Below are 19,844 nucleotides of genomic sequence, written 5' to 3' on the forward strand. Positions count from 1 at the left end.
CTTTATACTCGTCAGATGAACGATGCCTATACAATAGCGTTCCTTTGCATCTACCGCTTGTTTTTCCCAGTTCATTTGGGCAGTACCCATTTGGCTCCTTGCCATGTATGGATGTAGTACCATGTCTCCCCGTTCGGAGACAACCACGATCTCGAGGCAATAACCGTCTGAGGAGCAAAGTTCATGACACCGTTCATGGTCTCCTCATCCGCATAAGGAATATCGAACGCAATGGATGATTCATTAAGCTCCAGACTTTCGCCGCTAAGCTTCACGCCAAGCTTGGCATCCTCGTCATAATCACCCGTAATCCGTGAGGCAATTTCTTTGGATGGATTGACCCATTGTCCTTTTCCATCATTGTCAATGACAAAGTACCAATGATCGATCTTCCCAATGGCATGTACGGTTTGCGGAGATTGTTCAATTGACTTGGCATAATAAAATGACGGTGTCTGGTAGTAATGGAATGGGACTGGGATACTCTGCTGAAGGTCAACCGGAGTCACTTCAACCCCTAGTCCATAGCTTTTATCCGCTTGAATCCAACGGAGTCCTTGGGCCGTTTCTATCTGGTACCATACCGATGGTGGGGCCATCCGTGAGTATTCCGTATACTTTGCTTTTGGTTTCAACACTTGGGGTGCAAGCTTTGGCTCGTCGTTAAGTGGTCTCTCGAAGGGGTATAAATATACTGTGTTCTCTTCAGCTATAGGAACCATGCCCTCAATCGGATTGCCGATGTATTTCTCGGCATAATGGTCCGGCCGAATCCATTTCTGGCCTGACCAGGAGGTACGGATCAAATACCATTTGTACCAATCCCCGTTAGTCCGACAGGGGGTATAGGGTTCGCACGCATCTATGGAGGCTATGGCTTCCACCTTTTGAGGGGAGAGCGTAATGTCCGTCGATTTCATTTGCAAGTCATAGATGGGCGTATTCGCTTCAAGCAGGTTCAATGTCTGTTCCTTGTGGGTTAAATGACCATACTTATAAGAACCTTCCTTCAGATTGATCCATGCGATGCCGAGCCAGGTTTCGACCGGAATTTTCTCCATGTTCATTATGTATAGCAAACGGTCAATAGGTATAGGCGCCATATGGACAGACTGCATAGCACTGATAGAACCGATGGCTTCATCTGGCCTTGTCTCCTCAGTGGGATAGATCTTAAAATCGTCAAGCAACGTAACGTAAGGCATATCGGTAGAATCAGCAAGCCGCTGCTGCTCCTCCGCGTGGGATGTATGAAATGTGCCAGCCCAAACGGTAAGACATGCGGCCAATAACAACGTAAGTCTTTTTTTCACGGTGACCATCTCCTTCAATCTATAGACGCACCGCTAACCATAAAGTTACATATTGGGGCATGTCCTTAAACCGTAGAAAATAAAAGTATTGTAACAGTCAAAATTGACCACAAACAAAAAGACAGTCGAGTAAGTTTAAATACTTGACTGTCTTAATATTGAGCTATTAATCAAGTTCCATTTTGGCGCTATATGTCCAATAAGAAACTATTTATTTCGACCCATGCATCATTATTCGTAAACAAAAAGAAATGATCTGCTGCTTTAAATGTTTTTGTTGTCGTTTTGCCTCCCCATTTCTTAACAAGCTTCATTGAGCTTTCGTTAGGGATATTCTTGTCTTCATCTCCAACAAGACAAAGTAAGGGAGTCATTATCTTAGGAGCAACCGATATAGAATTAAAGGGTTGCTTTAGAATCATTGACATCGGGAAATATGGCAAATGAAATAAATCCCTAATTTTATCTGAACGATTGTGGTATGGTGCGACAAGTACCGTTCCTTTTGTTGCACGTTTGCTTGATAAATTAATTGCAACACCTGTCCCAAGACTATAGCCCATTGAAACTATTCTTTCACTATCAATATCTGACCGTTTCATTAAATAATCATAAATATAAGTAGAATCATTAAATACATTTTCTTGATTTGGAGACCCTTCGCTTAATCCAAATCCCCTATAGTTGATTAATGCAACTGACCACCCACGTAATTGCTTAGCTTGTAATAAAATATCGGAAACTTCTTCTGCTGATCCTCCAAAGTAAATAATTAAAGGTGATTTTTCTGAGACTGAATTTTTAAGAAGCCAGCCATTTAATATAACGTTATCTGGAGTTGTTATATTTAATTCCTCCACATTACCATATAAAGTCGATTGAAGAATGGCCTCTGATAATACTCTCTCAGCTTTATGAGGTTGAAAAATGACATTATTCCTATTTAATACTTCGTCTAGATTCAAATATATAAATAGACAGAGTACGGCGTATGTTCCTAACAAGATAATTGAAATTGATCCTATAGCAAGGGCTAAATTTATTTTTAGAACTTTGTACCGACTTGATATAACCATAATGCCTACTAAGGATAGTAAAACAAACAGAATTGATGCTAACTCAATTTCCAAAGAATACTTGACGAGTAAGTCTAAGTATCCAAGCCTTATCTGTTTAAACTGTTTAATCCACATCGCTAAGGTATGAGTAATAGCAAAACATGATAGTCCTAAGATTCCGAAAATCAATGAAAAAATTATAAATATTCTCAAAACGAAACTTCTTAAATGGATATGCACATTCTCGCCTCCGAAAAAGAAATTACACACATATCCATTATGATATTTTTTCCTATTTATGGACGAAAAAATATTTACTATTATTCCCAGAAAATGTGCTTATTTTTACTTATTTAGGGGATTCTATCCCATTCTTCTTCTCCTCCGCGGATTACTTAATCCACCACATACGTAAAGTTTCAAGATTTATTACTAATGAATTTGCAATGCGTTTGACCCCTTCAATACTATTCTGATACCTAAGAATAAAAGAAAGAGGGAGACCTAGAAAAATATTACCATTAATGACCCTTTTTCCCATGCTTAAAACGTATTATATGACGGAGGAGGTGTAGGTGAGTCGTATGTTTAATTCCAAACTAAACGTTAATACAAAAAACGCAGATTGCGCAAGGGAAATATTAATAGAGCAGTTGATATTAGAATATCAAAGCGAACTGCTTCATTTGGCAATGTCATATTTAAATGATTACCAACTTGCGCAAGACTGCGTTCAGGAAATTTTTATGATTGCCTATAATAAAATTAATCCCGAAAATGATCAGGCTACTCTACGCAAATGGCTTAAAGTATGTACAATCAATCGCTGTAAAAGTGTGCTTAGGTCAGCCTTTTGGAAAAGAATCGTGTTTTGGGAGCATGATCGGATAAACACAGTATCTGAGGCTACAAGAGATGGGTATTCCACATTGGACGACACTGGAATTCTGGACAAGGTGATGAGGCTATCTGTTAAATATCGCGAGATGATTGTGCTTCATTACTATCAGAATATGACTCTGCAGGAAATTTCCGCTGTGCTTAAAATAAGCCATGAAGCGGCCAAATCTCGTCTCCGAAGGGCAAAGGAACAACTAAAGGTTATGCTGGAAGGAGAGGATCGAAATGAGTGACCAGTTTGATGAGCTCTTAAAACAAAGTGCGAACAGATTGAAACAACACAGACTTATATTGGAGATAGATGTGAGGCCCCATGAACTTGTAGTGAAGCGTTATAAAAAACGGATTGTCGTGAGCTGTATAATTCTATTAATTTGTAGTGTAACCTTCATGACTCCTCTATCATCCAAAGTATTTGCTTATGTATTTAACCTTTTACGGACAGAAATGTTTGAGCAGGTCGTGGATAAAGGTTTAGTTACCCATGTTGCTAAAGAGTCTCTTCATCAAGGCATAAAACTTAATGTTGAAAACTTATATGTGGACCAAAGTACACTTACTTTCGACATGGTGCAATCGTTTACGAAAGAAGCGGAATCAAGAACAATGCTGAACACAAACGACATCCAATTGTTTATCGATGGGAAAAGATTGTCATTTCACTCTGGGGGCGATTTTCACGATCTAAAGGATGGTCGGTATGGAGGGATTATTTATTATCACAGCAATTATGGATATGAAGAGGGCTCTGCCGTCCCTTTGCCTGAGCAATTTTTATTAACGATTAAGGTAGATCGGATCGGAGACATCCAAGGAAATTGGTCAATTGAATTACCGGTTTCACGTCAAATTACAGATCAAGTGACCCAAGACTTTAAACCTGGGATTTCTCATGAGGTAGACGGAATTTCTATTAAAGTAGCACGGGTATTGATGACACCCCTAAGCACCACAATCGATTTTGAATTTATTGCGCCTGTGAATTACTCGTTTACTGATCCGTTTGCAATTAGAATCATACAAGTGGAAGATGACAAGGGCTTTATGATGGGGAGGGGAATGGTCTTTGTTGGTAATGAAGATGAGGAGGTTGAAGACAACCGGAGGAAATACAGATTTTCGATTGAATACTTGCGTACGCCAAAGGATATACCAAAGGAACTCGTTATAATCCCGCAGCGTGAAGTTATTTATAAGAAGGATGAATCAGTTACCTATGCTCGCGGAGAAGCACTTGAACCTTATGTGTTCAAGGTTCCATTGCAAAAATAGCCCACACAAAGACTGTGGTGATTAATAAACGAATTCATAAATACGCTCCCCGCTGGGGCTACGTGCCCCAGTCTTCATATTCAAGACTTCCTTCAATTAATCTAGTACTGGGGTATTCGGATTAATTCATGGTGTGGAATTGTTCTTTTTTACCATTTGAAGTTTTTTAATAACTGAGTATAGTCTAATTGAACAATTCCACTGATCCTTAAAAGTTATTTGATTGATTTATTTAATCCATATAGCTACAATCCTTTTTGTGGGGCATGAACATATTTTTTAATGCTTTTCCGAATAAATTAGGTGGAACATTATCTTGACTAATATAACTAAATATAGCCATGCCGTTTTCTAATGAAAGAATAGTCCATGCAATTTCTTCTGACGAAAGACCAAACTCATAATTCTCTTTCTTCATCAACTTTTCAATAGATTGGGATATTTGTTCCACTGATTGGGTTATCATATTCGACCATTTATATCGGACTGACTCATCTCTCATCGCAAAAAGAAGAAATTCCATATTAAGCATACTCCACGTTCGATTTTCTTCCCTAATATAAATGGGGTATTGGTCCAATTTTTCTATAAAGTGTGAAAGTGGATGCTGTTGGTCTATTACTTGATGGATCTTGTCTACATGTAATTGCATTTGTTTTTCCAATAGAGCCAGAAAGAGCTCTTCCTTGGAATTAAAATTAGCATAAAAAGCCCCTTTACTAAATCCAGCATGCTCTGCAATTTTGTCAACAGAAGCCCCATGAAAGCCAAACTCGGCGAAAATTTGAACAGCAGACTCTAAAAGCAATTTCCGTGTTTCCTCTTTTCGCTCCTTTTGCGATAGTCTTCGTCTAAGCAAGCTCCTCTTCCTCCTTTTCTTGACAACCATACCATATGGAATTAATATACCATTTAGTATATAAATTCTGTTAAGTATCCGCAAATAAAGGAGAAGAAAACAATGGGAGAGAAGGAAAACCTTATAAGCCAAAGTAAGTCTTTAACCAATATTTTGGCTCAAACAGTTAAAACAGGGATTATAAAATCAAATCTGATTCCAATGTTTGCTGGATTAACATTGTCATTGTATACATATAAAATCAGTATAATTGAAAAATTGCCTGAGATACTATTTGCTTTTATAGGTTCTATTTTAGTAATAGGAGCAGCAGGAGCCTTTAATAATTTGTATGACCGAGACATTGATTCCATTATGCAGAGAACCAAAAACAGACCAACCGTGACGGGAGAAATAAATCCTAATACAGTATTATGGCTTGGTATCTTCATGTCTATTTTCGGAATTATTTCTTTAGCATTAACAACTCATTTAGCTGCAATCCTAGGCTTCGCAGGTTTATTTTTTTATATTTTCCCCTATACGATGTGGAGTAAGAGAAGAACTGTTTACAATACAGAAATTGGAGGTATATCTGGAGCGATGCCGCCTCTCATTGGATGGGCTGCTATTCATCCAGACATCACACATCCCGCGATCCTCGGACTGTTTGTCATCACAGTTATTTGGCAAATGCCACATTTCTATTCAATAGCTATTAGGAAACACAATGAATATAAGGCTGCAAAGGTTCCTATGTTGCCAGTTGTAAAAGGAATCAAGAGGACATATTTGCAAACTAACATTTATTTAATTGTATTAATTATAATAAGTTTTCTTTTTAGTTCTTTAAGCATTGGACTTATGTTAGTGGCACTCCTTTTAAGTCTTATATGGCTTGGTTTAAGTATTTTCGGTTACCAGAGGATGGATTCGGAGAAGTGGGCAAAATCAATGTTTGTATATTCCCTGATCTATATGACAATTCTTTTTTCAACTGTCATTATTTATTCCCTTATGGGTATTATTTTTGATTTATAAAATTGCTGCTACGGATAGAGAGAATGATGAAAATCAATCAAGTAAGCCTCTTAGAGCGAAATCACCTCCCTCTGTCCCGTAGGTCAGAAAAAGGTGATTTTGCAGCTAGCCCATTAGAATCGGTTGTTACTCGTTAGGAGAGGTTAATTTCCCTGATCTTTTCCATCGGCACCTTCGGCTTACGCTCCTCCGTCAAGAGCCCGTTCACCTCTTGTTGGACGTCGGTAATCTGGGTATAGCAGTACCCTACGATATAATCCGTCTGTTTGATCGCTTCGTGAATGCCGCGGAACCGTTCCAGGAACGCCTCCTCCGAAGCCACCTGCCCGCCGTAGCCCCAGCCTTTGTCGGACTTGAAGGCGATGCCGCCGAATTCGCTGATGATAATCGGCTGCCCTTGATAGCTGTAGCCGTCCGCGAAAGCGTATTTCCAGCGGTTAAACGTTTTCCGGTTGTTGACGATGTCCTCCTTACCGGCATAGCGGTTCAGGAATTGCTCCTTCCTCTCAACATAATCATGCAACGTCAAAATATCGGACACGGTATGCTCCCAACCGTCATTCGTTACGACCGGACGGTTCGGGTCGAATGCTTTGGTCAGATGATAGATCGCCTCGGTAAACTGCTGCTGCCGGCGGTCCTTGAATATGTTCATAATGCCCCAGGATTCATTGAAAGGAACCCAGGTAATGATGGAGGGATGATTATACTGCTGGCGGACAACCTCCATCCACTCGGTTGTGAAATTTTGCACCGCCTTATCGTTAAACTCGAAGGTGGCCGCCATCTCGGACCAGACAAGAACGCCTTTGACATCGCACCAATACAGGAAGCGTGCGTCCTCCACCTTCATATGCTTGCGGACACCGTTATATCCCATCTTAAGAAGCAGCTCGATGTCCTCGATCAGCGCTTCCTCGGATGGAGGCGTCAAATGACTGTCCGGCCAATAGCCTTGATCGAGCAGCAGCCGTTGGTAGATCGGTACATTGTTAAGCAGCACTTTGTCCTTCTCAATGGAGATCTTTCTCATGCCGAAATAGGAGTAGACATGGTCAATCACTTCGTCGTCGCGGTACAGAATAAACTCCACATCGTACAGATTCGGATGAGCGGGCGACCAGTAGCAGCGCTTCCACGGTCCGTTCATTTCATGAACGAGGTCAACCTCTAGCGCCAGCCAAGGGCGGTCGATCGTCAGGCTTGCCTGTTTGACCTGCCGGCCTTTCATGGTGATGATCGTTTCCAGCCGAAGCGCACTATCTGCTCGCAGCTCTCCTTTGACCTGATACTCGAATTTCACGGTATTGGAATCGAGGTCCGGTGTGATTTTTACCGAATCGACGTATTCCTGCTCCACGTATTCAAGCCAAACGGATTGCCAGATCCCCGTCGTCTGCACATAGAAGCATTCGAAATTATCATCCACCCAGCGCTGCTTTCCGCGCGGCTGCGTAGCGTCCTTACTATCCTCTACCTTAACCGTAAGCTCATTCGGCGCCCCGAACGTTACGTATGGCGTGATGTCAAATGAAAATGCCGAATAGCCGCCCTGATGCCCTCCGACGTATTCACCGTTCACCCATACTTTGGCTATATAATCGACCGCTTGAAAATGCAAAAGGATGCGCTTGCCTGTGGCCTCCGAAGGAATGTCCAATGATCGGTTGTACCAGACGCATGGGTGATGAGCTTCTTCACCGATACCGCTCGCCTTCGTCTCGTATGTGAAGGGGACGATAATGGATCGATCCCCCTTGAAGCTTCGCTGCCAGCCCTCGGCTTCACCGGAGAGTGTATCGTCGAAGCCGAAGCGCCATTCACCGTTCAGGTCGACCCAATTCTCTCTCACAAATTGAGGCCTTGGATAATTTTTTATATACTTTTTGGTTGTCATCTGCTTTCTATCGCTCCTTTAGCTCAAGCTGTTATGTTATTGGTTCTCTGTAACGGTAAGCGGCGAGACCGTCCAGGCTGTCGAAGCGCCCCGCAGCCCTACCCGGCCTACAAGGAACGCATGCGGGTCCGTCCACTTCAAAATCGGCTCCTTGCTGTCGTCGGAGTAAACCGCAATCGAAGCTCCCTTCAGCTTTACGGTAACCCGGCGGGTCTGTCCAGCCTGAAAGGCAAGAGCGCCGGACGCTTGTTCCGCTGAATTCTCGTAGCTCACGCGTGTCAGAACGACCCTGTCACCCCGAAATACAAGGGCATAGCCCATGTAAGCATCTTTAACCTGATCGCGGAATTCAGACTCGTTGGACGTTCGCAGCAGAACTCCCAACTCGTCCTTTACAGCTTCTTTAAGGGTTACATCGAAGCTTACCGTATAGTCCGACCAACGCGGATTCCCGCCGAATCGGTTGGCCATGCCGACTTCCGACGGCTTGATAACAGATTGCTGCTTCGGTACAGGCTCCGTCAGACTCGCTTCCACATACCTTAACGCCATTTCGCCCTTCTTGAGGCGAAGGGTCATCCATTGCGGCCCGGCCTTCATCTCAAGCTTGGTTAGCGGCACCTTCGTCCAGTCCGAATCCTCCGCGAATAAGGTAGCATCCAGCTTGATTTCCTGCGTCGATTCGCCCGCTTCAATCACCAGCGTAGATCCCGCTGAGGATCTGGAAGCGTTAACGGATAGCAGATAAGAGCCGTCCTGGCGCGGATTCACCGGGAACGAGAGGCTGTCGCCCTTGTCGGTCATGATTACAGCATCGCTGCCATCGGATGTTATCCCCGAACGAACAACTGCATTGCCTTCTCTTACACCATGAACAGTCTCCAGCGTCCCCGGCAATGGCTTGATCGCCTTCGAATCGCTGCTGCCGCCCGCTTCGTTAGAGAAGGCGGTATAGTGCAGCTCCGGCTTCGCTCCACGCGGCCAAGCATAGCCGATGCGGCCGGGCTTTACGGCCATTACAGCTTGCTCTATCTTCAGCAGCCCGTCCCAGTAAAGCTTTGTGCCGCTTGAATCCGATTCGATACGAACCGTATGCAGCTTGGTCAAGTCAGTACCCTTGGGCAGCGGAATCACAGCAGAAGCTGACTCGACACCGTTCACACGATCGATTAACGTCAGCTGCATCGTCTTCGCATCCACCCGGGCCATTCGGTAATTTGCCGAGTCCGCATAAGCAAACAATACATCCAACGAATACGCTATCCCGGTATTCGGAGCTTGCTCCAAGCTAAAGCTGTATTCCGCAGTGTAACGGCTGCCTGTGCTAGCTCGGCTCACCAGAATCTCACCGCCACCAGGTTGAGCAGCCGGCTCCCACTTATCTGGGGAAGGCACAGCACCCGGCCGATCCTGGAATACCGGAGGTTCCGGAGCCTCCTGCGGGGTTCCATGTGTCGGCCCAAGCACCGACATCTTATCGCCGTTGAATACGAGGCGATCCATGTTCAGCTTGCGTACCGGCGGTCCTTCCGCGGAACGACCGATCAGATTATGGTAAACCATATAATAGGAATCTAGATTCGGGCCCATGACGGTTGCGCTGTGGCCGAGACCATTGAAGTCGTTGTCCGTGGAGATCAGGATCGGATTGTTCTCCGGTATCGTATAGATTCCTGTCGGAGAATCATGAGACACTCCGTAGTTAACGCGGTATCCTTTGCTGAACACGTGATTACCGGTGAAGGTGATGAAATAGCGTCCGTTGCGCTTAATAATCATCGACCCCTCGGTCCAATGCCCGAGCGAAGCGTTTAACTGCTTGCCCGGTTCGATCGTGTACGGATCGGTCATAGAGCTCGCCATGATGCCCCCGAATTTGGCGTGTGTGAAATACCATTTCTCATCGTCATCGATAAAGACGGAGCCATCGATCGTCAAGCCGAGATTATCCGTCTTCTGCACAAAAGGACCCGTCGGCTTGTCGCTTTGCAGGACGTAATGGCCTTTGCCCGCCGGAGACGTGTACATATAGAACGCGCCGTTCCAATAGACAACCTCCGGCGCATAGGCACCAACGCTAACGGGCTCTTCCGTCACCAGGCCTTCGTAGCGCCAACTCACAAGATCATCGGAGCTCCAAGCCTTGATCCCGACTCTGCGGTCTTTCGTACTGCAATACAGATAATATTTGCCGTCATAACGGAGAACATAGGGATCGCCGATCCCGTAATCCTCCCATTCCTGATCCAATGTGAACGGATTCTCATACGTCCGCTGCATGGATAGAGGCATTCGATCCGCTCCTTTCTTTTCCCAAGGCTGGATCATCATCATCCAAATAAACAGAAGAATGACAACCGCAGCTCCGATAATGAGCCCTGCTTTCTTGATCCGTACCATCCTTTCCATGGGTCACGACCTGTTAACGTGATAGTTCCAAGACGTAGACGGAAGACGCCTTCAAACGGCAAATCACTTGATTGTTAGAAAATGGTATTTCTTGGGGCACACAGACAACGTGATTTGGATTGTGCACACTATTGATGCTTTCATAATCGTCCGCGGTCAGTTCCAACAGCTGAGCTGTCCCCGATGCCGCAAATCCGCCCAGCTGCACCTCGGTGATCGTCTCCTCAAGACTGCGGTTAACGATAAATACCGTCAGCTTATCCCCCTCGCCATTCACACAAGCGACAACATCCAAATTTGGCAGGCCGCTCAACCGAGGTGCTTCGGATAGAGGGCTATGAACCTCAAAGCTGCCGCATTCCGTATGGCTCTCTACCACATAGGCCAAGTCTCTGCTCGCATACATTGTCATAACATAATAGCTTGGAGTCCCGTACACGGTCAGAGATTTACCGCTCCAGCCCGGAGCTTTGCCGCGAAACTGATCCGCGAAGGTATCTCCTACACGGATACATCCTCCGAGCCAGCCGTTGACCAGATCGGAGAAGCTGCCGATTTCGACCAAATCGCAATTTCGAATAAATTCATTCAAATTGGCGGCATTCGCGACAGCAGCCTCGAGAGTATGTTCATTAGGAAGCCCTTTACGGACGGTATTCGGATAATACATCGTGTTGTATTCCGTGATCGCCACTTTCAGATGAATGTACCGATCAGAGGATCCGAGCAATTCCCTCAATTTCTCCAAAGTATCTTTCGTCCATTCCGGATAAGTGACCATAGCCTTATAACGGTCTTCCTTTGGCGTACGCTCATTCATCCCAAAACGGCCATAACCGTGATATAAATGCAGCGTGATGATATCGAAATACTCGGCAGCCCGTTCGAGCAAAGTCCGGTTCCAATCCATCTTGACATCCCCACATGCCATGAGCGTAATCTCGGGATCAACAGCCTTCATGGCTTGGGCAAACCGCACGCAGCGTTCCGCAAATTGCTCTGCGCTGCAATGGCCGACCTGCCACGCTCCCCATACCTCGTTGCCAATCTCCCAATATTTCACCCCATACGGCTCGACGTGACCGTTGGCGGCTCTCAGCCTGCCCATAGGCGTATCGGCAGCTCCGTTGCAGTATTCCACCCACTCGGCCGCTTCCTCCGGCGTACCCGATCCATCGTTGACACAAATCAGCGGCTCCACCTCCAGCTCGCGACAAAATCGGATAAACTCATCCGTGCCAAAATATTTATTCGTCCATCCGCCCCATGCCTCATTGATTACGCAAGGCCGCTCATATACAGGACCGATCGCCTGCTGCCAATGGTAGGCGCTAATATAATTGCCTGCGAGCCGCATCATGCCGGCATTCAAGTCTCTGGTCATATCGATGACTTCCTTACGGACATTGCCTACACTGTCCGAAGGCAAGAGGGATACATGGTCGATCCACAGCATCCCCGTCGATACATGATCCATCCAACGCTCATGCTCCGAAGGAACGTACAGCCTGAACTCCGCATGCTCGCAATCACGTGACACCTTGATGCTAGACTCATAGTGCGCCCAGTTATGGCTGACCAGGTCCAATCGCGTCGAACCGAGCACCTCTTCGCTCTGCTTATCCACGATCTCGGCTACGAGCCATTTGATCTCGATAGAAGCTCTTGCATACAGCTTCAGATGATAACCATTCCGATCTTCTCTCACAGCAATACTTTGGCTAATGCCTGCATACGCCTCGTCATCGCTAAAGCTCCGCACCAGCTGACTATGGCCAGAATGACGGGCAGCAGCCGGTTCAAGCGCATAGACGGTGCTTTTCCCGTTCGTAAAAGGACGCCAGCATCCGGCAAGCCCCCGGTACGAAGCATCCGTGCTTTCAAAATCCATATCCGATAAAGGATACGCCAGCATAGCATCCATATGATCACGAATGTCTTCTACAAAATGACCGAATAAATACGGATTGATTCGATCTTTGCCGATTTGATTTGTATCCAACTTTATTTTAGCTTTTGATTGCATCATAGAACTCCATTCATCCTTCCTTCCATTATCCTTTTAAAGAACCGATCATAACGCCCTTGACGAAATGTCTTTGCACAAACGGATACATCAACAGGACCGGCAAGCTGGAAATAATGATGACCACATATTTTATGCTCTCGGCGAGCAGTACTTTCGATTCCAATCCTACATTGCTGTCCACGGCATCCGCCTGGCTAATCAGCAGCACCTCGCGCAGCACGAGCTGTAACGGATACATATCCTTACTGCGGATATAGATGAGGGCATTGAAAAAGGAATTCCAATGACCAACAGCATAAAACAGCACCATCACCGCCAGAATCGGTTTGGAAAGCGGCAGGATGACATGGGTCAGCAGCTTCCAGTTCGAGCAGCCGTCGATATGGGCGGCTTCCTGGATTTCCCAAGGGATGCTGGATTGAAAATACGTTCTCATGACTATCAAATTATAAGTGGCGATAGCCCCCGGGATGATCAGCGCCCACATCGTATCCACCATGCCGAGATTTTTAACTAGGAGATACGATGGAATGAGTCCCCCGCTAAAAAACATCGTCAGCGTGACAAAAAACATAATGACACCCCGCCCGGGGAGGTCCGGTCTTGATAACGGGTAGGCCGCTAACGTCGTCATAACAAGATTGACCGCCGTACCTACCACCGTATAGAGAATCGTATTCCCGTATCCGTTCCAAATTTGATCGTTCTGAAGTACATTCCGATAGGCCTCCAGAGTCACCTGCTTGGGCAGCAAAAATACTTCCCCATTCAGTACCAATGCAGGATCGCTAAAGGAGGCGCTGACAATAAATAACAACGGATACAGCACGACAATCAATATGAGGCCCGCCAATAGGTTGACGACAGTATCGAATATGGCTTCATCCGAGTTCCTTTTCCTGAGTACTAGTTCTCTCACCCTATGCACCTCCTTACCATAAGCTTGTCTCCGCCTTCTTACGGGCAAAGCGATTGACGAGTACCAGCAGTACCAAGTTAACGACGGAATTAAACAAGCCGATGGCCGCCGTGTAACTGTACTCTCCTTTTAGAATCCCCGTTGAGTAGACGAAGGTGGAGATGACATCGCTCGATTCCAGATTCAGATTATTTTGCATTAACAAAATTTTCTCGAAGCCGACATTCATAAAATGCCCTACATCTAGGATCAGCAGGATCACGATAACAGGTAGAATACCCGGAATGGACACATGCCATATCCGCTGCAGCCGGCTTGCTCCGTCCATCTTGGCCGCCTCATATAACTGCGGGTTGACCCCGCTCAGAGCCGCAATATATATAATCGATTGCCACCCCATGTTTTGCCATATATTCGAGCCGATAAAAAGAGGCTTAAACCAAGCAGCCGAATCCAGAAATCGAACCGGGTCTCCTCTGAACGCCTCAATGATCGCATTCACAGGACCTCCTCGCGGAGAAAAAAACAGCATCAGCATGCCCACCATCACGACGACGGAAATAAAATGAGGAATGTAGGTGACGTTCTGCACAATCTTGCTGTATGCTTTGCTGCGGATTTCATTAATCAACAATGCGAGTAAAATCGGAATTGGAAATGCAAACAGCAAGGAGAATAAGTTGATCGACACTGTGTTCCACAACAATCTCCAGAAATAGTAAGATTCTATAAAACGCTCGAAATGATCTAACCCCACCCATTTGCTGCCTATGATCCCTTTGGCCGGGCTGAAATTCTTAAATGCGATTTGCAATCCGTACAGCGGCCCATAATGGAACACAAGGTACCATAGGATAGGAACGAGCAGCATAAGGTAGAGATCGTATCGGCTCGCCATAGCTCTCCAGAGGCTGGAGCGCCTCGATCTGGATCGAGACGCAACGCCGGCTGTATTGGCTGTAGTCTTCATCTGTAGCCCTCCAACCATCTTATGAACTTATTTTTGCTTTTTGAGGTTATCGTAAGCGTCCTGATACAGCTTTTGCAGCTCGTCAATCTTCATTTTCTTCAGCGTAGCCTGGAATTCTCCCCACTTGTCGAAGCTTAGGGCGCCTGCTATAAACTTGGTGCTCTGCTCCTCGTAATATTTATCGATATCATTGCGCAGCACGTTGATTTTTTGAGCGGTATCTTCGTCGAACATCGGCGCAGCATAGCGAATCTTCGGCATGTACGGATCCAGCTTCTTTTGGGCCTCCTGCACCTGCGGTGGGTTAATGTAGGAAGCGACCTTTTCACTGATCAGATGCGGTGCCCCGCCCCCGGCATAAGGGGTGATTTTGGATTGATTCCCAGTTGCCAAGAAAGCATCCGTGTAGAAGGGAATCCCGTCCTTCAGCTCATAATTGTCGCCTTTACGTCCGAAGCGCAATAAAGTGGAGCCCTCGTCGCCGTAGAAATAATCGATCCAGCGCATCGTTGCTTCCGGATACTTGTTAACCGAGGTAATGGCAAAAGCTCCAAAATCCCGCGGTACCGGAGCGGCCAGCTGCAGTCTGTCCCCGTGAGGCCCTTTGACCGGAGCTATCCCGATATATTGATCCGCCACTTTGGTATCCAGCATAGGGTTGTTCGTCTGATCAAAGAAGAATCCGGTATTCCCTGTGCCCTGCTTGGCAAGATATTGAGCTTCCTTCTGCGTAAAGAGCTCCTGATCGAGCAGCTTTTCCGAATACAGCTTATTCAAATACATCAACAGCTCTTTATTCCGGTCATTCCCCATCCAGATGTTAACCTTGTCATTCTCCAGGTTGATGTTATAGCCTAGCTGGAAATCCAGGCCAAAAGATCCCGCCATAATAGGGACGATGCTTAAGCCGTTGCGTGCCGTCATTGGAATCTCGTCTGGCTTACCGTTGCCATTAGGATCTTTATCCCGAAAAGCCTTCAGCACCTCGTACAGTTCATCTGTGGTCTCAGGCTCCTTCAGATTCAGCTTCTTCAGCCATCCTTGATTCATCCATCTTTTATCCGTCCTGGCAGAGTTAACGGTTACAATCCCAGGGATGGCATAAATATGGCCTTCAGGCGTCGTAATGGCTGAACGGATCTCCGGATACGTGTCCATCAGCTTTTTAAGGTTTGGAGCGTACGAGTCGATCAGCTTCTCAAGCGGGATTAGTTGTCCTCCGGAGCCATAGCGAATAGCCTCTAATGGAGTTAGGCCTGAGCGATAGAAAGCATCCGGGAGCTCGTTCGATGCGAACAGCAGGTTCTTTTTCTCATTAAACCCGTCTGTCGGCGCTTCGATAAACTCCACCTGAACATTGCTCATTTTTTCATAATCCTGGAACACCGGCATCTCCTTGAACGGCCCGTTGGTCGGCGCAATTCTTGTGAACATTTTCAGCTTAATCGGCTCTTTCACTATAGGAAAACCAGCCGAAGAGACGCCTTTCGCAGCATCTGCGTTGGAGCCATCCGCTTTCTCTTTGCCCGGGGCATCCGAGCTGCATGCAGTCAGTGTCAATCCGGAAACTACTAAGGTGGAAAGCACTACCGTCCCCCAATTTCTTTTCATACCTTTGTTCCTCCGATCGTTGATTATCACCCTAGATAAGTAAGCGCTTTCTAGGTCTGATCTTATTATAGTGCCTGCTCTTCACTCGGCGGTTCTAAATATATGACATTCCATTCTACTTATTTGACGGTTTGAGGCTATCCATGTAAGCTTGAGGCGTCATTCCTGTTATACTTTTAAATACTTTAAAAAAGTAAGTATAATTCAAAAAACCTACCTGGCTGCTAATTTGTTTTAATGAATAAGCGCCGGATTCCATAAGGACACAGCTTGTTTTGATTCGAACCCGGTTCAAATACTCCGTGAACGTCATCTGCGTTTCCTCTTTGAACAATCGGCTCAGGTAGGAGGGATTAAGCATCAGGGCATCCGCCGTGACATCCAATGAGATGTTGGAAGCATAATGGTCCGTAATGAATTGGATAGCTTTTACAACATGACGCGAGTAGGTTGCTCCTGTATGTTCCTTCTGCTTCTTGACCTCTTCAACTCCGTTTGAGTAGTAATGTTTCATCCATTGCTCCAGCTCGGCAACGCTTCCTATTCGTCCAAGGCCGCTGCGTGACGGAATCCGTTCGTTGTCTACTGTTGATGGATCAGGAACATGTCGTTTTATAAACCTTTCAACGATCCGGAGGAGTTCGCTAACTGTCATTTGTACCTTCATGGAGTAAACAGGCAAGCTCTGTAGCGAAGCGAATACAGTGGAAAGCACATGGTCAATTCTCTCCGCGTCTAACTGCTCCAGAAACAGCTGCAATTGCTTCTGCTCCTCCATCCATAGAGTCTCCCTCTGCGCAGATACGTTCATACCCGAATCTAACAGACTGGTAATTTCTTGGTTGGCCTTGCTGTAGCTGGCACCCAGCTGCCGTAACCGGCCGCAAAGTGGTCCTATGGTATAGAGGCATTTTAAATTCAGAAATTTTTCTAATGAATGGGATAGGCTGCTCATAGCCTGGCTGATCTGGGTTGTAACCGTATGCTCACTTCGGTCCTCAGAGGCAAACAGGACAATAAATTGCCCCTCTCCCACATAGCCTACCGTCCTCTTATGAATGTCTCCGATAGCCATTTGCATCACATCCGTCGCTTGCTGCACGAACCGGTTTTTCTGAATATCCGTGAAGGATTCCGTCAACAGAAGGAAAGGAATGATCTGCACTGCTGCGCTTCCGTATACTACAGAATGAGCATAAAGCTGATGGTCCCTCGCATAGGCCTCCAGCTCCTCACCGGCCTCCCCTGCCCCTCTTGCCAAATTGGCAGCAAATTCGCGGTAAATGACGGGACTTAGACGCTCCATCATTTTGGTCTGAGCGCTGCGGGCTTCGTGCTCCCGTTCTTCAAGCTGCAAATCTTCAACCGCTTTATTCAGAAGCGTGAGAAGCGCCTCCGGCGTCAAACGATGTTTGAGCAAGTAGTCCATAGCTCCATTCTTCAGGCAATCCCGGACATAATCGTAATCGTCAAAGCTGCTTAACATAATCATCTTGATCTTGGGAAAGCGTTCCTTAATGATGCGGGTCAGCTCCAAGCCATTCATCGTCGGCATGCTGACATCCAGGATCGCAATATGCGGAGGATGCTGCTCGATCATAGATAGGGCCATTGCTCCGTTCGCCGCTTCGCCGCAGAGGGTGAATCCGTGCTTCTCCCAGTTCAGCATTCCTTTCACATCATTGCGGGCCAAGGCTTCATCGTCGACCAATAGGACTTCAAACATGCTTCATCCCCCCTGTTACACAATCCGAGCCCGGAAGCAGCGGAAACCGAATCTGCACCTTCGTATACATGCCAGGCTCGCTTTGCACGGATACGCCATAAGGCTCTCCATACAGCCGAACTATGCGTTCATGTACATTGCGGACCCCCATGCCGCTAAAGCGTGAGCTTGCCTGCCCGTTCTTAGCCTCAAAAAGCGCGTCTATTTGCTCCTTCGACATGCCTTTGCCGTTATCCCTGACTTCGATTCTCAGCTCTTCATGCTCCTCATCCTTATATACTCGAATCAGGACAATGCCTTCATGCTCCGTGGAAGTTATCCCGTGAATAATCGCATTTTCCACAATAGGCTGCAGCATAAGCTTAAGAACCTGGTATTGTAATAATTCGTCCCTTTCAATCTCAATGGTCAAATGAATAGGTTCCACATATTTGTATTTTTCGATAGTGACGTAGCTGCGGACATACTGCAATTCTTCCTGGAGAGTGAGAGACTCATTCGAGTTCCCCAGCACACCGCGTAAAAGCTCGATCAAGGACCCGGATACTTCTACAATATTGGGCACACCGTTAAGCTTGGCCAAATATTTCACCGTGTTCAGCGTGTTATACAAAAAATGAGGACGAATTTGCGCCTGCAAAACCGCGAGCTCCGCCTCCCGCTTCTCTCTCTCGGTGGTCACGATCCCTTCCATCAGCCGCCTTAGCTCCTCAACCATGCTTTTGAATACGTGATAGAGCTGTCCTATTTCGTCCTTGGAACGAATTTCTACGTACGGAAGGGTCATGTTGCCATCCATCACATGCATCATCATGGATCTTAGCTTGCGAATATTTCTTGTGATTCTCGAAGAAACCTGCAAAGTACCGATAACGATAATTACAAAGACGATGATGGCCACTTCAGCCAGTACATTACGAATGCGTACCGTTTCGCTTAATAGTGATTTCATAGGGACAAGCGCCAGCGTGGACCATCCCGTATTCGCCGATTTCCGGCTTATCACAAGGTAGGATTTTCGATCGATGATCCTTTCCACCGATGTGCCTGAACCGCCCAGCTGCTGATTCAGCTGGATGATCGTCTCCTGATTAACACCCCCTGTTCCGGGCTGGTAGATGAATTCATTCTTCTCGTCCAAGACGAACAGCATGCTGTCCGAAGTGGGCTTGACATCGTAAGTCTTCTTAATAAACTCATAGTTGAGATCAAACATGACAAGCCCGATAAATTTACGGTTATACCGAAGCTCACGGCCGGTTACAATGGTATCGCTGGAGCCCGTATGATGAAAATACGCATGCCCGGAGCCGTTTTGAAGCAAGTAATCTATCACTGGCGAATGCATCACGCTCTTGTCCAGCCACGGGGAGCCGACGAAAAACACTTTCCCGGTCAATCCAATCACGGAAGCCCGTGAAATATAGGGCTTGTACGCAATCAATGCGGATAAAAACTCCTCAACCTGCTTTTGCTCCTGGAACCATTCGTAGCTTGGCTCCTCGGTATCGCTTTGCAGCGTATTCAGTACGGTTTTATTCGTAGCAACGACCGTATTTAAGCGGCCGATTTCCTCCAAGCGAAGATTTAAGGACTCGTCAGCCTGCCTTATGCTGTCCATAACAGAAGTAATCGCATTGTTCTTGACGGTTTCCCTCATGTAAAGGTAGACGATACTCGTGACGGCCGCGATGCCAATCAGGGTGACCAGGCTAAATGCAACAAAGATTTTGCCTTGGATGCTTAGTGTCGGGGAAATCAGCTTTTTAATAGAAAAAAATCTTATCATGAGGCACCTCCTTTCTACTACTAATTCTATATTATTACTTGGTATTTGACGAGTTACCAAAAAAACATGAAT

At 46.1% G+C, this 19,844-nt stretch carries 14 protein-coding genes; 3 read left to right on the forward strand and 11 right to left on the reverse strand.

The window, feature by feature from the left end:
• Positions 1-71: 71 nt before the first annotated feature.
• Together GGC63_RS10965 and GGC63_RS10970 are read right to left on the reverse strand one after the other, a co-directional pair.
• Positions 72-1,313 (reverse strand): hypothetical protein, encoded by a 1,242-nt coding sequence (locus GGC63_RS10965; RefSeq protein WP_192702363.1) that lies wholly within the window; start codon positions 1,311-1,313, stop codon positions 72-74.
• 188 nt (positions 1,314-1,501) lie between these two features.
• A complete protein-coding gene (locus GGC63_RS10970; RefSeq protein WP_192702364.1) occupies positions 1,502-2,611 on the reverse strand; it encodes an alpha/beta hydrolase in 1,110 nt (369 codons plus the stop codon).
• Positions 2,612-2,955: 344 nt separating this feature from the next.
• Between GGC63_RS10970 and GGC63_RS10975 the strand changes: the two genes are divergently transcribed.
• Together GGC63_RS10975 and GGC63_RS10980 are read left to right on the forward strand one after the other, a co-directional pair.
• Positions 2,956-3,504, forward strand: a complete 549-nt coding sequence (locus GGC63_RS10975) for a sigma-70 family RNA polymerase sigma factor (RefSeq protein ID WP_225948144.1) — start codon at positions 2,956-2,958, stop codon at positions 3,502-3,504.
• Positions 3,497-4,543 carry a DUF5643 domain-containing protein gene (locus tag GGC63_RS10980; RefSeq protein ID WP_192702366.1) on the forward strand — a complete coding sequence of 349 codons (1,047 nt, stop codon included), beginning with the start codon at positions 3,497-3,499 and terminating at the stop codon, positions 4,541-4,543. The genes GGC63_RS10975 and GGC63_RS10980 overlap by 8 nt, the downstream gene beginning before the upstream one ends.
• A gap of 232 nt (positions 4,544-4,775) precedes the next feature.
• Here GGC63_RS10980 and GGC63_RS10985 read toward each other — a convergent pair whose 3' ends face one another.
• Positions 4,776-5,402 (reverse strand): TetR/AcrR family transcriptional regulator, encoded by a 627-nt coding sequence (locus GGC63_RS10985; RefSeq protein WP_192702367.1) that lies wholly within the window; start codon positions 5,400-5,402, stop codon positions 4,776-4,778.
• Between the two features lie 102 nt (positions 5,403-5,504).
• On the opposite strand from GGC63_RS10985, the gene cyoE reads away from it, so the two are divergent.
• The gene (gene cyoE / locus GGC63_RS10990) at positions 5,505-6,422 is read left to right on the forward strand and encodes a heme o synthase (RefSeq protein ID WP_192702368.1); all 918 of its coding nucleotides are present in this window, start codon (positions 5,505-5,507) and stop codon (positions 6,420-6,422) included.
• Between the two features lie 133 nt (positions 6,423-6,555).
• Here cyoE and GGC63_RS10995 read toward each other — a convergent pair whose 3' ends face one another.
• From GGC63_RS10995 to GGC63_RS11030, 8 genes are all read right to left on the reverse strand, one after another.
• Positions 6,556-8,319, reverse strand: a complete 1,764-nt coding sequence (locus GGC63_RS10995) for a glycoside hydrolase family 2 protein (protein ID WP_192702369.1) — start codon at positions 8,317-8,319, stop codon at positions 6,556-6,558.
• 36 nt (positions 8,320-8,355) lie between these two features.
• A complete protein-coding gene (locus GGC63_RS11000) occupies positions 8,356-10,728 on the reverse strand; it encodes a family 43 glycosylhydrolase (protein WP_225948121.1) in 2,373 nt (790 codons plus the stop codon).
• Between the two features lie 13 nt (positions 10,729-10,741).
• Positions 10,742-12,757 (reverse strand): alpha-L-arabinofuranosidase C-terminal domain-containing protein, encoded by a 2,016-nt coding sequence (locus GGC63_RS11005; RefSeq protein ID WP_225948122.1) that lies wholly within the window; start codon positions 12,755-12,757, stop codon positions 10,742-10,744.
• A gap of 25 nt (positions 12,758-12,782) precedes the next feature.
• A complete protein-coding gene (locus GGC63_RS11010) occupies positions 12,783-13,676 on the reverse strand; it encodes a carbohydrate ABC transporter permease (protein WP_192702370.1) in 894 nt (297 codons plus the stop codon).
• 13 nt (positions 13,677-13,689) lie between these two features.
• Complete coding sequence (locus GGC63_RS11015; RefSeq protein ID WP_192702371.1) at positions 13,690-14,646, reverse strand: ABC transporter permease; 957 nt, start codon at positions 14,644-14,646, stop codon at positions 13,690-13,692.
• A gap of 27 nt (positions 14,647-14,673) precedes the next feature.
• Positions 14,674-16,257, reverse strand: coding sequence for an extracellular solute-binding protein (locus GGC63_RS11020; protein WP_192702372.1), 1,584 nt, complete (start codon positions 16,255-16,257; stop codon positions 14,674-14,676).
• A 115-nt stretch (positions 16,258-16,372) separates the two neighbouring features.
• Positions 16,373-17,983 (reverse strand): response regulator transcription factor, encoded by a 1,611-nt coding sequence (locus GGC63_RS11025; protein WP_192702373.1) that lies wholly within the window; start codon positions 17,981-17,983, stop codon positions 16,373-16,375.
• Positions 17,976-19,772, reverse strand: a complete 1,797-nt coding sequence (locus GGC63_RS11030) for a sensor histidine kinase (RefSeq protein WP_225948123.1) — start codon at positions 19,770-19,772, stop codon at positions 17,976-17,978. Before GGC63_RS11030 ends, GGC63_RS11025 begins: the two co-directional genes overlap by 8 nt.
• Between the last annotated feature and the right edge of the window lie 72 nt (positions 19,773-19,844).

It is taken from the genome of Paenibacillus sp. OAS669, from assembly GCF_014873645.1.
Classification (GTDB): domain Bacteria; phylum Bacillota; class Bacilli; order Paenibacillales; family NBRC-103111; genus Paenibacillus_S; species Paenibacillus_S vulneris.

What these genes read in the sequence shown, in the direction of transcription:
- GGC63_RS10975 (WP_225948144.1), top strand. Translation starts at nt 2,956, where the DNA reads ATGTTTAATTCCAAACTAAACGTTAATACAAAAAACGCAGATTGCGCA.
- GGC63_RS10980 (WP_192702366.1), top strand. Translation starts at nt 3,497, where the DNA reads ATGAGTGACCAGTTTGATGAGCTCTTAAAACAAAGTGCGAACAGATTG.
- cyoE (WP_192702368.1), top strand. Translation starts at nt 5,505, where the DNA reads ATGGGAGAGAAGGAAAACCTTATAAGCCAAAGTAAGTCTTTAACCAAT.
- GGC63_RS10995 (WP_192702369.1), bottom strand. Translation starts at nt 8,319, where the DNA reads ATGACAACCAAAAAGTATATAAAAAATTATCCAAGGCCTCAATTTGTG.
- GGC63_RS11000 (WP_225948121.1), bottom strand. Translation starts at nt 10,728, where the DNA reads ATGGAAAGGATGGTACGGATCAAGAAAGCAGGGCTCATTATCGGAGCT.
- GGC63_RS11005 (WP_225948122.1), bottom strand. Translation starts at nt 12,757, where the DNA reads ATGATGCAATCAAAAGCTAAAATAAAGTTGGATACAAATCAAATCGGC.
- GGC63_RS11015 (WP_192702371.1), bottom strand. Translation starts at nt 14,646, where the DNA reads ATGAAGACTACAGCCAATACAGCCGGCGTTGCGTCTCGATCCAGATCG.
- GGC63_RS11020 (WP_192702372.1), bottom strand. Translation starts at nt 16,257, where the DNA reads ATGAAAAGAAATTGGGGGACGGTAGTGCTTTCCACCTTAGTAGTTTCC.
- GGC63_RS11025 (WP_192702373.1), bottom strand. Translation starts at nt 17,983, where the DNA reads ATGTTTGAAGTCCTATTGGTCGACGATGAAGCCTTGGCCCGCAATGAT.
- GGC63_RS11030 (WP_225948123.1), bottom strand. Translation starts at nt 19,772, where the DNA reads ATGATAAGATTTTTTTCTATTAAAAAGCTGATTTCCCCGACACTAAGC.